The organism is Ottowia sp. oral taxon 894, from assembly GCF_001262075.1.
In the GTDB taxonomy this organism is placed as follows: Bacteria; Pseudomonadota; Gammaproteobacteria; order Burkholderiales; family Burkholderiaceae_C; genus Ottowia; species Ottowia massiliensis.
Map to the genome: position 1 here is coordinate 110,234 of NZ_CP012073.1, position 12,330 is coordinate 122,563.

The following is a 12,330-nucleotide window of genomic DNA, read 5'->3' on the forward strand; positions in this document are numbered from 1 at the left end:
GCATGGGCGGCGCAGGCACAATGCCTGCGAGAGAGGTTTTTGTTGCCAACCCCTGAAAGGAGATGTCCGTCATGTTCAAACACATTCTGGTGCCCGTTGATGGTTCCGCCACGGCCTTTTCCGCCGTAGACAACGCGCAGGCCCTGGCCAAGGCATTCGGCAGCGAGGTCACGACGGTCTATGTGATTGACCCCTACCCCTTTACTGGCGTGGGCGCAGATTTTGCCTATGGCCAAGACCAGTACCTGACCGCCGCCACCGCTGAGGCCAATGCCGCCGTCGATGCCGTGGCCGCGCGCCTTGAAGAAGCCGGCGTGAAGGTGCACAAGCGCGTGGTAGAGGCCAACTCGGCCTCGCGCGGCATTCTGGAAGCCGCGCAAGCCGTGGGCGCTGATCTCATCGTGATGGGATCGCATGGCCGCCGCGGCCTTGAAAAACTCGTGCTCGGCAGCGTGGCCCAGCGCGTGCTCTCCGGCGCCACCTTGCCCGTGCTGGTCGTGCACGGCAAGCAGGCGCAGCAGTAAGCCAGGGCCAATCATTTTCCTTTCCACCCGCCTCACAGGCCCGCATGCTTCCGGTAAGGCATGCGGGCCTGTTTTCGTGCCTGCTTCGCATGGCAGACACCAGGGCGGGTAGTCCTTGGGTAGTGCGCGCTATCGACGGTCAGTGGTTTGGCAGCCCGTGGCCTGCACATAAAAGATGGCGTTGATCATGTTCCGGGCGCTATGCACCCGGGGCCTGCCTTTACGCTGACCTGCCGGAAAGTGCTTTTGCACCCCACTGTTCAACGGTCGTGTCACTTGGATAAATGACGGTCGTTTGCCGCAAATTTCCTTTTTGGTGACAGGCCCTTACAGGCGCGCCAGCCGCTGTAGCGCGGCTTGCAGGGTTTCGTCTTTCTTGGCGAAGCAAAAGCGGATGAGTTTTTGGTCCAGGCCATCGGCGTAGAAGGCCGAAAGCGGAATGGCGGCCACGCCGATTTCGCGTGTGAGCCATTCGCAAAACGTCGCCTCGGGCAAGTCGCGCTCGGGCACGTGAAGCTCTGAAATATCGGCGCACTGAAAGTAGGCGCCCTCGCAGGGCAGCAGGCGAAAGCGCGTTTGCGCCAGGCCCGCGCGAAAGCGGTCGCGCTTGGCGGCATAGAAGGCTGGCAGCTGCTGCCAGGGCGCGGGGTTTTGCATGTAGGCGGCAATGCCGTGCTGCATGGGCGTGTTCACGCAAAACACGTTGAACTGATGCAGGCGGCGCAGCTCGGCCGTGAGAGCCGCCGGGGCGGCCACGTAGCCCACCTTCCAGCCCGTGACGTGGAAGGTTTTGCCAAAGCTGCCAATGACGAACGCGCGGCTGGCCAGGCCCGGCAGGCGCGCGGCGCTTTCGTGCCGCAGGGGGGCATAGACCATGTGGGCGTAAACCTCGTCGCTGATGAGCGCGATGCGCGTGGGAGCAAGGATTTCTTGCAGGCGCTGCATGTCGGCGGCGGACCACACAGTGCCGGTAGGGTTGTGCGGGGTGTTGATGATCAGCGCGCGCGTGCGCGGGGTGATGGCGGCGGCCAGGCGGTCAAAGTCGGGCCGGAAGCTTCCCGGCGCCAGCGGCACGCGCACGGCCGCCGCGCCCGCCAGGCGGATGCCGGGCAGGTAGCTGTCGTAGCAGGGTTCGAGCACGATGACTTCGTCGCCTGGCTGCGTGCAGCAAAGAATGGCGGTGAAGATGGCCTGCGTGGCTCCGGCGGTGATGGTGATTTCGCTCTCGGCGCTGTAAGCGCGGCCGTAAAGGGCCTGAAGCTGCGCGGCAATGGCCTGGCGCAGCGCGGGCACGCCCGGCATGGGGGCGTACTGGTTGTGGCCTGCGCGCATGGCCTGGGTCACGGCGTCAGTCAGCGCGGCGTCGCAGGCAAAGTCGGGAAAGCCTTGGCCGAGGTTGATGGCCTGGTGCCGCGCCGCCAGCGCGGACATGGCGCTGAAGATGTTGTCGCCCACGCCGGGCAGGCGCGTTTCAAGGGGAGGAAAAGGGGAAGCGGTATGAGGCATGGTGGAACGGAGGCTGGCGGGCCTTAGGCATGAAATCGGCCTGAAGTCCTAGTGGAATCAGCGCGGGCCGCTATGGTTTCCGTAGCATCTGTCAGAAAAACAGCAGCGTCAGCGCCACGAACAAGGGCGTGAGCAGCCCCACCGACCACAGCATGTAGCCAAAGAAGCTGGGCATGCGCACGCCGCGCTCTTCGGCGATGGACTTGACCATGAGATTGGGCGCGTTGCCGATGTAGGTGTTGGCCCCCATGAAGACCGCGCCCGCCGAAATGGCCGCCAGGGTGCTGGCCAGCGGCCCCATGAGGGCGGGCGCGCTGCCGCCGGCGGTGTTGAAAAAGACCAGGTAAGTGGGCGCGTTGTCCAGCACGGAGCTGAGCGCGCCGGAGGCCCAGAAATACATGGCGGGAATGGGCGCGCCGTCAGGCCGCGTGACGGCGTGCAGGATGCCCGCGAAAGGCCCCTGCATGCCTGCTTGCAGCATGGCGATGACGGGCGCGATGGTGATGAAGATGCCCGCAAAGAGCTTGGCCACTTCCAGCATCGGCTCCCAGGTGAACTGGTTGCTCCGGTGCGCAGCGGCGGGCGTGAGCCAGAGCGACAGGGCCGTGACGGCCACCAGCCCCGCATCGCGCAGCACATCGGGCAGCGAAATGTGCGCGCCCGCCACTTGCCACTGCACGCCGCTGTGCCAGGCCCCGCTCATCAGCACCAGCGCGGGAATGAAAGGCAGCAGGGCCAGATTGACCTTGCCCTCGAATTGCAACAGCGGCTGGCCGGGCGCGGCGCCAGCGGCCTGGGGCTGCGGCCCGGGCCGGTGCGATTCGCGGCGCGCGTGCCAGGTGTCAATGGCGAAAAACAGGGCCAGCAGCGCGCCAATCAGCAGCAGCGTGTGCGGCCACAGGTGTTTGAGCGTCCAGAAAAAATCCACGCCCGCCAGAAAGCCCAGAAACAGCGGCGGATCGCCCAGCGGCGTGAGCGCGCCGCCCGCGTTGGAGACGATGAAGATGAAAAAAATGACCACGTGCGCCACTGCCCGCCGCCCTTCATTGGCCTTGAGCAGCGGGCGAATCAGCACCATCGACGCGCCCGTGGTGCCCATCACGCTGGCCAGCAGCGCCCCCACGGCCAGAAAGCCCGCATTCACCAGCGGCGTGGCGCGCAAGCTGCTGCGCACGTGAATGCCGCCCGCCACCGTGAACAGCGCCAGCAGCAGCAAGATGAAAGGGATGTATTCGGCCACCAGCGCGTGCGCCAGCCCCAGCAGCGCCGCCTGCACGCCGAAAACAGCGGCAAAAGGCAGCAAAAACAGCAGGGACCAGCCTGCCGTGACCTTGCCGAAATGCTGGTGCCAAAAGCGCGGCGCGGCCATGGGCAGCAGCGCAATGGAAGCGAGCACGCCCACGAACGGTACGCCCCAGAGCGGGTGCAGCTGGCTGCCGTCCGGCCCCGCCGCCCGCGCCAGGGCGGGACAGGCCAGCAGCAAAGTCAGCAAGGCAAAGGGGCGGAACGCGTGGAGCGGGAGCATTGTTCTTATTCGGAGCGCAAGACGGGGAAAAGGCAAGAAGGCTGGCGGCCGGAAGACGGCCGTCAGCTTCAGACGGCGGGCGGCGGAATCTGGAATACCTGCCGCAGGTAGGCCAGATAGTTCTCGTCGTCGCACATGCCCTTGCCGGGCGTGTCAGACACCTTGGCCACGGGCTGGCCGTTGCAGCGCGTCATCTTGATCACGATTTGCAGCGGCTCGTAGCCCAGATCGTTGGTGAGGTTGGTGCCGATGCCGAAGGCCAGCTGGCAGCGCCCCTTGAAGCGCTGATACAGCTCAATGGTGCGCGGCACCGTCAGGCCGTCAGAGAAGATGAGCGTTTTGGTGCGCGGATTGATGCGGTGCTGCGCGTAGTGCGCCAGCATGCGCTCGCCCCAGGAAAAGGGATCGCCGCTGTCGTGGCGCGCGCCGTCAAAGAGCTTGCAGAAATACAGATCGAAGTCGCGCAAGAAAGCGGCCATGCCGTACACGTCAGACAAGGCAATGCCCAGATCACCCCGGTACTCCTTGGCCCATTTCTCGAAACCGAAAATCTGGCTGTCGCGCAGGCGCGGCCCCAGCGCCTGGCAGGCTTGCAGGTATTCGTGCGCCATGGTGCCCAGCGGCGTCAGCCCCAGCTGCATGGCGTACAGCACATTGCTCGTGCCCGCCAGCTGGCCGCTGGCGCCCGTGCCCAGCCCTTGCATCAGCTGGCGCAGCAGCCCCTCGTGCCACACGCGCGAAAAGCGCCGGCGCGTGCCGTAATCGGCAATCTTGAGTTCTTGCAGCCCGTCGGCCTTGAGCTGGGCCATCTTGCCGTGCAGGCGGCGGTCGCCCTCGGCCAGGTCGGGGCGCGGCTGCGTGTTGCGGAAGTACACCTCATTGACGATGGCCAGCAGCGGAATCTCGAACAAGATGGTGTGCAGCCACGGCCCCTGGATGACGATGCTGATTTCCTCATTGGGCAGCGGCTGGAGCGTCACGTACTTTTCGTTGAGGCGGAAGATGCCCAGGAAATCGGCAAAGTCGCTCTTGATGAAACGCAGCGAACGCAGATAGGCCAGCTCCTGCTCCGCGAAACGCAGCGAACACAAATGGCGGATTTCCTCGCGAATCTCCTCCACATACGGCGCCAGCCGGATGCCCGGGTTGCGGCACTTGAAGCGGTACTCCACCTGCGCGCCCGGAAACTGATGCAGCACCACCTGCATCATGGTGAACTTGTACAGATCGGTATCGAGCAGGCTTTCAATGATCATGGGCCATCCGCGCGCAGGGGGAAGCAAGGGGAAAAAACGGCGCGAGAGTTTAACGGCGCTGCCTGCCGCCGCCCTGTCATGATCGGCCCTTTCGCCCTTTGCGGCCAGACTTTGAACAGGCTCCCACGCCATCACCCGAAAGGAAACATCATGACCTTCTCCCTCCAGGGCAAAACCGCGCTCGTCACCGGCTCCACCAGCGGCATCGGCCTGGGCATCGCCATTGAACTGGCGCGCCAGGGCGCCAGCCTCGTGCTGAACGGCTTTGGCGACGCCGAAGCGGCCAAGGCGCAGATTGCCGCGCTGGGCGCGCGCGTGGAGCACCACCCCGCCGACATGAGCCGCCCTGCCGACATTGCCGCCATGATGGAATTCGCCGCCAGCCGCTTTGGCGGCGTGGACGTGCTGGTCAATAACGCCGGCATTCAGCATGTGGCCAGCGTGCAGGACTTTCCGCCCGAAAAGTGGGACGCCATCCTCGCCATCAACCTCAGCTCCGCCTTCCACACCACGCGCCTGGCGCTGCCGCACATGCTGCGCCGCAACTGGGGCCGCATCATCAACGTCGCTTCCGCTCACGGCCTGGCGGCCTCTGCTGGCAAAAGCGCTTACGTGGCTGCCAAGCACGGCCTCATCGGCCTGACCAAGGCCGTGGCGCTGGAAAACGCCACCACCGGCGTCACCTGCAACGCCATCTGCCCCGGCTGGGTTCTCACCCCTCTGGTGCAAAAGCAGATTGACGACCGCGCCGCGCAGCAAGGCATCAGCGTGCAGCAGGCGCAGGAAAACCTGCTGCGCGAAAAAGAGCCTTCCCTGCAATTCACCACCCCGCAGCAACTGGGCCAGATGGCTGTTTTTCTGTGCTCTCCCGCCGCTGACAACATGCGCGGCATCGCCTGGTCCAACGACGGCGGCTGGACGGCGCAGTAACCCCCTCGCCTGTCCCTTGACGCCATTGACAAAACCGCCCCCGGCCCCATGTGAGCGCCCATGTCTGAACTACACAAATTCATCTTCGATGGCCTGCCCGTGCGCGGCCAGCTGGTGCGCCTGACGGACGCCTGGCAGCAAGTGCTGGCCCGCCGCGCAGCCAACACGCAAACCGGCCCCTGGCCGCAGCCTGTGGCCGCGCTGCTGGGCGAGATGACGGCCGCCGCCGCGCTGATGCAGGCAGGCATCAAGTTTGACGGCGCGCTGGTGCTGCAAATGATGGGCGACGGTCCCGTCAAGCTGGCCGTGGCGGAGGTGCAGTCTGATTTGCGCCTGCGCGCCACCGCCACCGTGGCGGGCGAAGTGCCCCCGGGCGCCACGCTGGCAGATATGGTCAATGTCCACGGCAAGGGCCGCTGCGCCATCACGCTGGACGCGCGCGGCCGCCTGCCCGGCCATCCGCCCTACCAGGGCGTGGTGTCGCTGGCAGACGCGCCCGATGTGGCCACGGCGCTTGCGCACTACATGCGCCAGTCCGAACAGCTGGACACCACGCTGGTTCTGGCCGCCGACGAACACGTGGCGGCGGGCCTGCTTATCCAGCGCCTGCCCGTGCAAGGCCAGGGCAACCTCTCGCAAAGCCATGTGGCGCGCGAGGATGCGGGCGATGCTGGCGGGGATGACTGGCGCCGCATCAGCCTGCTGGCGCAAAGCCTGCAACGCCAGGAACTGCTCTCTTTGAGCGCCGATGAAATCCTGCACCGCCTGTTCTGGCAAGAGCGCGTGCTGCGCTTTGAGCCGCAAACCGCGCGCTTTGCCTGCTCTTGCAGCCGCGAGCGCGTGGCCGCCATGATTGCCGGACTGGGCCGGCATGAGGCCGAAGACATCCTGCGCGAGCAAGGCCGCATCGAAGTGGGCTGCGACTTCTGCGGCCAGCAGTACCGCTTTGACGCCGTGGACGTGGCCCGCCTTTTCACTCCGCCCGCCCAGCAGCCGCAAGCGCCGCAGGGCCTGCAATAAGCGCAGAACCTGCATCGGGCCGCCCCCCAAAAACCGCCTCAAAAAAGCAAGCCGTGGCCCTGCGCTTTGACGTGCTCACGCTCTTTCCCGAGCTTTTCGCCCCTTTTTTGCATGCGGGCATCACGCGCCGCGCCTGGGCGGATGGCCAGATGCGCCTGAAGCTCTGGAACCCGCGCGACTGGGCCGAAGGCCGCTACCGCCGCGTGGACGACCGCCCCTTTGGCGGCGGCCCCGGCATGGTCATGCTGGCCGAGCCGCTGGCGCGCTGCCTGGCCGCCGCGCAGGCCGACCGGCTGGCAAGCGGGCCGCAAAGCGGCCCGCCGCACGCGGCAGGGCAGGGCGCTGAACAAGAAAGCGCCCCCGTCCCCGTCGTGCTCTTTTCCCCCACAGGCCCGCGCATGAACCACGCCGCCGTGCAAAGCTGGGCCGCAAGCCGTGGCGCCATCCTCATTTGCGGGCGCTACGAAGGCATTGACCAGCGCTTCATCGACCGCCACGTCACTCACCAAATCAGCCTGGGCGACTTCGTGCTCTCCGGCGGCGAAATCGCGGCGCTGGCCCTGCTGGACGCCGTGGCCCGCCTGCAACCGGGCGTGCTGGGCGACGCGGGCAGCCACCAGCTCGACAGCTTCAACCCCGCGCTGGACGGCCTGCTCGACTGCCCGCACTACACCCGCCCCGAAGTGTGGCAAGGCCAAAGCGTGCCCGCCGAGCTGCTCAGCGGCCACCATGCCCGCATCGAGCAATGGCGCCGCGCCCAGAGCCTGCAACTCACCGCCCGCCAGCGCCCCGACTTGCTGGCCGCCGCCCGCGCCGCAGGCTGCCTGACGGCGCAAGACGAGCAGACCCTGGCCGCGCTGAACAAGCCATGAGCGTTTCCGTTCGCACGGCCTCACCGCGTGAGCCTGCGGGCTTGGAACAAGCGAAAAATGAGCAGGGCACAGCCCAAGACAGACAGGACGCAAACGCCATTTACGCTCCTTTATCCATACATGATGTCCTAGGGCCTGTCTGGCAAAAACGCTTTGATGCCGTCAGCGGCCAGCCAGATATGGAATACGTCATGGCCGATGCCGTGATCGTGAAAGTGCATCGTCACGGCCAAGGCGCAAGGGGGTTCAAAACCAAGCCATAGGCCACTCACGCAGAGGCGTGAGAGCCAAGATACGGGCCTTGTGCCATGCGCTAGGCAATCTGCTCAAGTTCGTTCTGGTCTCATTGAAAACTTCTTGGGCAAGCTCAAGGAGTTCAAACGCATTGCCATGCTCAGTAAATCTGATCAGCGCGCGGGCGGATCCGGGTTTGCGAGTTTGTTCGCAATCTGCCTGCGGGCGGGCTTTGGGCAGGTTTTCAGGGCCGGGCTGCGTTGGCTGGCTTCGTGCTGGCCGCGCCGCTTGCGCCGGTTTCGGGCACATAGACCATGCTGCCGTCTTTCATGCGGTAGGCCACGCCGGCTTTGGTGCCCTGGCCTTCGCCGATGGCGCCGCTGGATTGGTAGTGCTCCAGTTTTTCGCCCTGCTTGATGATGATTTCCATGTTGGGCTGGCCTTCGTTTTTGATGATGGTGACGTTTTGCGCCGTGAAGGGGTTGATGGGGCTGCTGGCCACGGCCAGCAAAAGGGCGGCGATGATGACGAGAAAGACGTCGATGAGATTGACGACGGACAGCAGGGGATCGTCGTCTTCGATGTCGTCCAGCAGGCTGGTTGGGCGGCTGGCGTTCATGGCTGCGCTCCTGCCGGTTCTTCAAGTTGCGGGGCCTGGCGCAGGCGTTCGATGGCGAGCAGGTCTTGCGCGTACCAGCGGCGGCGCACGTGGACGGTGGCGTAGGTGATGGCAGCGGCAATGAGGGCCAGGATGACGGCGGAAAAGGCAATGGTCAGGCCGCGCGACATTTCGGTGAGCTGGCCTTCAGCCAGGGCTTGCAGGGCAGGCCCCATGGGGATCATGGTGGCCACCAGGCCGAGCAGGGGGGCGACGCGGGCGGCGATGCGGGCGGCTTCCATGCGTTTGAGGGCCAGGGCTTGCAGCTCGCTTTGCGTGAGGGCAGGGTTCTGGCTCCAGGCTTGCAGCAGCTCGTGCCCGGCCGTGTCGCCACGGCGGGCGGCGCTGGCGCGTTGCACGGATTGCCAGATGAATGCGCCCAGGGCAAAGAAGGCGTAGGCAAAGAGCGCGGCCACAAGGATGAGCACGGGGGTGAGAAAAAGCTGGCTGACGCCGTACATGGCGGTTTCGATGGGGTTCACGGCTGGGTTACTCCTTTGGGTGGATGGAAAAAGTGGCTCCCTGATGAATGGAATAGGTGGGATGCCCGGGTTCAGGCCGGGCGTTTGTTGCGCGCAGGGCAGGGCGGGGCAGGACGGGAGGTTAGCGGCGTAGTTTGCTTTCAAAAGAAGAGCTAATTTGAAGGGGTGAGAAACGGCTTCCGCGCAATTTCCACTAGGACTTCATGCTATGAAGAAATGAGCGAATCAAGCCCGCCCTTTCAGCTACTTCACCCACTGATTGAGCTGGATGATGGGCAGCATGACCGCCAGAACGATGAGCATGACCACCGCGCCCATGACGACGATGAGCAGCGGCTCCAGCACCGTGGCCGCCTGCATGGCGCGGCGCTGCACGTCCGCGCCCAGCTGCCCGGCGGCGCGTTGCAGCATGGCGGGCAGCGCGCCCGTCTGCTCGCCCAGGCGCGCAAACATGGCCAGCAGGCCCGGAAAGCGCTTTTTCTGCGCCAGGGCGCTGGCCAGCGGCGCGCCTTCGCGCACCATCACCAGCGCGTCTTCGGCATCGGCCCGCATGGCCTGGTTGCCCAGGGTTTCAGCGGCGGCCTGCAAGGCGCGCAAGATGGGCACGCCAGCGGCAGCCAGCATGGCCAGCGTGCTGGCAAAGCGCGCGGCGTTGTAGCCGCGCGAAAGGCGCCCCAGCAGCGGCAGGCGCAGCCAGGCGGCATCAAAACTTTGGCGCAAAGCGGCATTGCGCAACGCCAGCCGCAAGCTGGCCGCGCCCAGCGCCAGCGCCGCCAGCAGCCACCAGCCCCAGGCACGCACGAAATCGCTGATGCCCAGCATCGCCACCGTCAGCCAGGGCAGCGCCCGCTTGGCGCCCGCGAAAACGGCAGCCACCTGCGGCACCACGTAGCTGACCAGAAAAATGACGATGACGATGGCCACCAGCGTGACGATGGCCGGATACAGCGCCGCGCCCAGGAGCTTGGCTTTCAGCGCCTGGCGCTCTTCCAGATCGTCGGCCAGCCGCTCCAGCACCTGCTCCAGATGGCCGCCCTGCTCGCCAGCGGCGATGACGGCGGTGTAGATGCCCGAAAAATCGCGCGGGTGCTGCGACATGGCGCGCGCCAGCGGCGCGCCCGCATTGACCTCCGAGCGCAGCGCGGCGATGCAGTGGCGCTGCGCCTCGTCTTCCGCCTCGTCAGCCAGCGCGGACAGTGCGCGCTCCAGCGGCAAACCGGCGGCCACCAGGCCCGCAAGCTGGCGCGTCCACACGGCAAGCTGGGCGCTGTCAAACGCGCGGCGGCGGCTTGCGCCGCCCAGGGCGCGCTGGGCATCGCCCGCAGAAATGGCCTGCACGTTCAGTGGCGCAAGACCCTGCGCGCGCAACTGGGCGCGCGCGGCGCGGGCGGTATCGGCATCCAGCACGCCCTTGCGGGTCTTGCCGTCGGGCTGCAAGGCTTCAAACGAATAGGCGGGCATGACGAAAGGCTTGAAAAATCAGAATGTGAAAAACGGCGGCGGCAACAGCCACTTTCGGGCGAGACCTTGCAGAGCGGCCCCGAATGACGGCCTTCTGTCTGGCAAGCCGCCGGACAAAACGCCAGATTTTGAAACAGCTTTGCCCGCCAGCCGAACGCCGTGGGCCATCGCGCCAGCAGCGTGCGCCAGGCAGGGGCGTGGGCCATGCAAAGCCAACAGCCAGATGACGCGATACCGGCCGCCATGCCCGGGAGTGGAAGCGCAAGTGAACTGCACGGCGCCAGGGCACGCGCAAAAGCCAGGCAATGTGCTGAAGGCCAAGGAGACAATCCATCGGGCAGAATGTTCGGACTCAATTTCCAAAATTGACTCTAATGCATACAACCCCGCTGCTTTCTTGGAAATCTATTTGGATCCTGCTGCAAAACGCGATTTTATTCATGGATCGTGTCATGCGGGGAACAAATATTATGCCAAAGCTATTCTGGATGGATTGAATAACATGAAGCTGCCAAGTCTTGCCGATATAAGCCCGACCCATCTTCTGAACCTGGATGAGCGGATAGCCTTTCAGCATTTTTTTGGCAAATCACTCAAGGAGGCTGTAGCCATGTTTGCCGAAAAGGAATATTATGCCGAAGACTTGGGGTGGATGGGCAAAAATGCGTTTGAATATTATGTGAAGGCTTATATTGAATATCTGGATCATTGTTCGGCAGATGAATTTGATATCATGGATCCAATGCTTGTCGTGATGCAAAGGGCCATGTGGGACGATTGCCATGAAAATGTCAAGCTGTTGATCAATAAAATATCCGAATTAAAGCGCATATCGCCATGCGGGGATGAAAATTATGAAAGGCGTTATGATGAGGCTGTTCAAAGTATCATGAAGAACCGGGATCAATAAACCAGAAAATGTTCCGTACGCCGATGGCAGGCAACAGATTTATCCTAGGAACAGGAAAAAGCAACCAGAAAAACCGGCGTTTCCCATGCCGAAATCGAGAGGAGCCTGAAATGCAGAAGGTCTTACTATTATGTTTCACTGCCGTATTTCTGACGGGTTGCAGTGCTTTCAGCCACATGCTGGCAAAGCCACTGGTCAGCGGAGGAAAGGGGATATGGAAATATGAAAGTACAACGATTTATGGCAGTGTCAGCAGTTTCCGCGTTCGAGATATCCAGGATGCAAGGTTCAGCGTTTCCAATTTTCTGGAAGGCGGATATAAAGTTGGTTATGAACTTGGAGAATGTCCGTGTCCGAAACTTGGCACTTTGAAGATCGCAATCAAAAGAAAAGGCGAGTTGATGTTCTGTGTTGAAGGAGTTCCAGTGAAACAAGAATTTGGTGTTGGATTCGTTCCCGTGAATATCTTTGGTTACAATCCAAATATCGCACGCAATGAAAATATAAGATCATATTATTTTCACGGAATTGATTTTCGCGGCGACTATCCTAAAGCTTATTTTAGGCCCGATGAAACATATGAATTTCATTATCTTTACAAGCCCAAAGAAGAGAACCCATGTCGTTGTGAGATAGCGCCAATCATGCTCCATGCGGACCATTTTGGAGGCGCTGTCGATGACGCGAAAAAGATGATATCTACAAGAAAGGGGAGTGTTCTTTTGATTAATCAGTCAAGATAACTAAGCTCCGACGTGCTGCAAAGGTCCGTACTCATCAAAGTCAGAAACAGCCAGAACTCAAACAAACTGCTGACCCTGCGCCGTTATCGCCGTGTAGCTGACTCGCGTTTTCACGCCCAGGTTACGCTCAAAAGGCGTTGTAATTTCCCAGCCCGCTTTGGATTGACGCGATATTGCCCGCTTCGTCATGGCGCCAAAGAAAACCAGCC

Annotated in this window: 13 protein-coding genes; 7 read left to right on the forward strand and 6 right to left on the reverse strand. The window is 63.1% G+C overall.

The genetic code is table 11. From position 1 onward, the window contains the following. Positions 1 to 71 precede the first annotated feature (71 nt). Positions 72 to 524, forward strand: coding sequence for a universal stress protein (locus ADJ79_RS00435; RefSeq protein WP_050716304.1), 453 nt, complete (start codon positions 72 to 74; stop codon positions 522 to 524). A 327-nt stretch (positions 525 to 851) separates the two neighbouring features. Here ADJ79_RS00435 and ADJ79_RS00440 read toward each other — a convergent pair whose 3' ends face one another. From ADJ79_RS00440 to pncB, 3 genes are all read right to left on the reverse strand, one after another. Further along, positions 852 to 2,030, reverse strand: coding sequence for a pyridoxal phosphate-dependent aminotransferase (locus ADJ79_RS00440; RefSeq protein ID WP_050714309.1), 1,179 nt, complete (start codon positions 2,028 to 2,030; stop codon positions 852 to 854). 91 nt (positions 2,031 to 2,121) lie between these two features. Beyond that, positions 2,122 to 3,555, reverse strand: coding sequence for a sodium:proton antiporter (locus ADJ79_RS00445; protein ID WP_050714310.1), 1,434 nt, complete (start codon positions 3,553 to 3,555; stop codon positions 2,122 to 2,124). A 68-nt stretch (positions 3,556 to 3,623) separates the two neighbouring features. Beyond that, entirely contained in the window at positions 3,624 to 4,811 is a 1,188-nt protein-coding gene (gene pncB / locus ADJ79_RS00450) for a nicotinate phosphoribosyltransferase (RefSeq protein ID WP_050714311.1), read from the reverse strand. A gap of 150 nt (positions 4,812 to 4,961) precedes the next feature. On the opposite strand from pncB, the gene ADJ79_RS00455 reads away from it, so the two are divergent. Genes ADJ79_RS00455 through ADJ79_RS13655 form a run of 4 tightly spaced genes read left to right on the forward strand, consistent with a single transcriptional unit; the run spans position 4,962 to position 7,896 of the window. Beyond that, positions 4,962 to 5,741, forward strand: a complete 780-nt coding sequence (locus tag ADJ79_RS00455; RefSeq protein WP_050714312.1) for a 3-hydroxybutyrate dehydrogenase — start codon at positions 4,962 to 4,964, stop codon at positions 5,739 to 5,741. Between the two features lie 60 nt (positions 5,742 to 5,801). After that, the gene (locus ADJ79_RS00460; RefSeq protein WP_050714313.1) at positions 5,802 to 6,761 is read left to right on the forward strand and encodes an Hsp33 family molecular chaperone HslO; all 960 of its coding nucleotides are present in this window, start codon (positions 5,802 to 5,804) and stop codon (positions 6,759 to 6,761) included. A 59-nt stretch (positions 6,762 to 6,820) separates the two neighbouring features. After that, the gene (gene trmD / locus ADJ79_RS00465) at positions 6,821 to 7,633 is read left to right on the forward strand and encodes a tRNA (guanosine(37)-N1)-methyltransferase TrmD (RefSeq protein ID WP_050716305.1); all 813 of its coding nucleotides are present in this window, start codon (positions 6,821 to 6,823) and stop codon (positions 7,631 to 7,633) included. Continuing rightward, positions 7,630 to 7,896: a hypothetical protein gene (locus ADJ79_RS13655; protein ID WP_156303918.1), complete on the forward strand. Its 267-nt coding sequence runs from the start codon at positions 7,630 to 7,632 to the stop codon at positions 7,894 to 7,896. The genes trmD and ADJ79_RS13655 overlap by 4 nt, the downstream gene beginning before the upstream one ends. 215 nt (positions 7,897 to 8,111) lie before the next feature. Here ADJ79_RS13655 and ADJ79_RS00470 read toward each other — a convergent pair whose 3' ends face one another. The 3 genes from ADJ79_RS00470 to gspF form a co-directional block, all read right to left on the reverse strand. After that, positions 8,112 to 8,486, reverse strand: coding sequence for a DUF2149 domain-containing protein (locus ADJ79_RS00470; RefSeq protein WP_050714314.1), 375 nt, complete (start codon positions 8,484 to 8,486; stop codon positions 8,112 to 8,114). Continuing rightward, a complete protein-coding gene (locus ADJ79_RS00475; protein WP_253273834.1) occupies positions 8,483 to 9,007 on the reverse strand; it encodes a MotA/TolQ/ExbB proton channel family protein in 525 nt (174 codons plus the stop codon). Before ADJ79_RS00475 ends, ADJ79_RS00470 begins: the two co-directional genes overlap by 4 nt. Positions 9,008 to 9,250: 243 nt before the next feature. Continuing rightward, positions 9,251 to 10,468, reverse strand: coding sequence for a type II secretion system inner membrane protein GspF (gene gspF, locus ADJ79_RS00480; protein WP_050714315.1), 1,218 nt, complete (start codon positions 10,466 to 10,468; stop codon positions 9,251 to 9,253). Here gspF and ADJ79_RS13660 point away from each other — a divergent pair. Beyond that, positions 10,467 to 11,378, forward strand: coding sequence for a hypothetical protein (locus tag ADJ79_RS13660; protein ID WP_156303919.1), 912 nt, complete (start codon positions 10,467 to 10,469; stop codon positions 11,376 to 11,378). The two genes, gspF and ADJ79_RS13660, sit on opposite strands and share 2 nt — an antisense overlap. An 8-nt stretch (positions 11,379 to 11,386) precedes the next feature. Next, positions 11,387 to 12,121, forward strand: a complete 735-nt coding sequence (locus ADJ79_RS13665) for a hypothetical protein (RefSeq protein ID WP_156303920.1) — start codon at positions 11,387 to 11,389, stop codon at positions 12,119 to 12,121. Positions 12,122 to 12,330: the final 209 nt, after the last annotated feature.

What these genes read in the sequence shown, in the direction of transcription:
- ADJ79_RS00435 (WP_050716304.1), top strand. Translation starts at nt 72, where the DNA reads ATGTTCAAACACATTCTGGTGCCCGTTGATGGTTCCGCCACGGCCTTT.
- gspF (WP_050714315.1), bottom strand. Translation starts at nt 10,468, where the DNA reads ATGCCCGCCTATTCGTTTGAAGCCTTGCAGCCCGACGGCAAGACCCGC.
- pncB (WP_050714311.1), bottom strand. Translation starts at nt 4,811, where the DNA reads ATGATCATTGAAAGCCTGCTCGATACCGATCTGTACAAGTTCACCATG.
- ADJ79_RS00455 (WP_050714312.1), top strand. Translation starts at nt 4,962, where the DNA reads ATGACCTTCTCCCTCCAGGGCAAAACCGCGCTCGTCACCGGCTCCACC.
- ADJ79_RS00440 (WP_050714309.1), bottom strand. Translation starts at nt 2,030, where the DNA reads ATGCCTCATACCGCTTCCCCTTTTCCTCCCCTTGAAACGCGCCTGCCC.
- ADJ79_RS00460 (WP_050714313.1), top strand. Translation starts at nt 5,802, where the DNA reads ATGTCTGAACTACACAAATTCATCTTCGATGGCCTGCCCGTGCGCGGC.
- ADJ79_RS00470 (WP_050714314.1), bottom strand. Translation starts at nt 8,486, where the DNA reads ATGAACGCCAGCCGCCCAACCAGCCTGCTGGACGACATCGAAGACGAC.
- ADJ79_RS13665 (WP_156303920.1), top strand. Translation starts at nt 11,387, where the DNA reads ATGTTCCGTACGCCGATGGCAGGCAACAGATTTATCCTAGGAACAGGA.
- ADJ79_RS13655 (WP_156303918.1), top strand. Translation starts at nt 7,630, where the DNA reads ATGAGCGTTTCCGTTCGCACGGCCTCACCGCGTGAGCCTGCGGGCTTG.
- ADJ79_RS13660 (WP_156303919.1), top strand. Translation starts at nt 10,467, where the DNA reads ATGACGAAAGGCTTGAAAAATCAGAATGTGAAAAACGGCGGCGGCAAC.
- ADJ79_RS00445 (WP_050714310.1), bottom strand. Translation starts at nt 3,555, where the DNA reads ATGCTCCCGCTCCACGCGTTCCGCCCCTTTGCCTTGCTGACTTTGCTG.